Consider the following 567-nt stretch of genomic DNA (forward strand, 5'->3'; position numbering starts at 1 on the left):
GCTTGCGTTCGCCGCTGGTTGAAGAACACGTAGAGTGTTCCATACTGAAACGGATCTTCCTTCATCTCATTAACGACCAGACCGGACAAGCCGTTAAAACTTAGCCGCATGTCTGTTGCTCCGTTCCAAAGCACCAGGCGATAACCCGTTAAAGATAGCATACTTATAAGAGGGATTTTAGGTAGGAAGGCTCTACCCGTTGATAAAAGACGATCCCGCGGAACTCCGCAAATATCCGGCCCTCGCTTTGCGGGCCCTGCACGTCCGACATATCTACCGGGATGAAGCCAGCAGTAGGAACCTGATGCATTTTCTTCGCCCGATACTGCTTACGCCAGTTGTAAAAGGTCGCCTCCGATACCTGGAAGGCTGCGGCAAACTCCTTCACACTGATATTACCCGCCTGCTCGAACTGCTCTATAGCGGCAAATCTATCCTGCTTATTTAATGGCTGACGCCCTCCGGGCAATAACTCTCTTTTAGCTTGTTTCATGCTTACTGTTTTTCAGAAAGCAAAGCTACTTTCTCCTTCCTGAATAACATCGATGCTCCGGATCGTATGCTTAC

At 49.2% G+C, this 567-nt stretch carries 2 protein-coding genes; both read right to left on the reverse strand.

From position 1 onward, the window contains the following. Window positions 1-161 (reverse strand): IS66 family insertion sequence element accessory protein TnpB (tnpB, locus tag ACX0G9_RS31750; RefSeq protein ID WP_459069019.1); only part of this gene is annotated, 161 nt, incomplete at its 3' end. A 2-nt stretch (window positions 162-163) separates the two neighbouring features. Next, window positions 164-493, reverse strand: coding sequence for an IS66 family insertion sequence element accessory protein TnpA (tnpA, locus tag ACX0G9_RS31755; RefSeq protein WP_459069018.1), 330 nt, complete (start codon window positions 491-493; stop codon window positions 164-166). Window positions 494-567: the final 74 nt, after the last annotated feature.

The sequence above is a fragment of the Flavitalea flava genome (assembly GCF_054461575.1).

Excerpts from the sequence above, each read along its gene's own strand:
- tnpA (WP_459069018.1), bottom strand. The coding sequence starts at position 493 with ATGAAACAAGCTAAAAGAGAGTTATTGCCCGGAGGGCGTCAGCCATTA.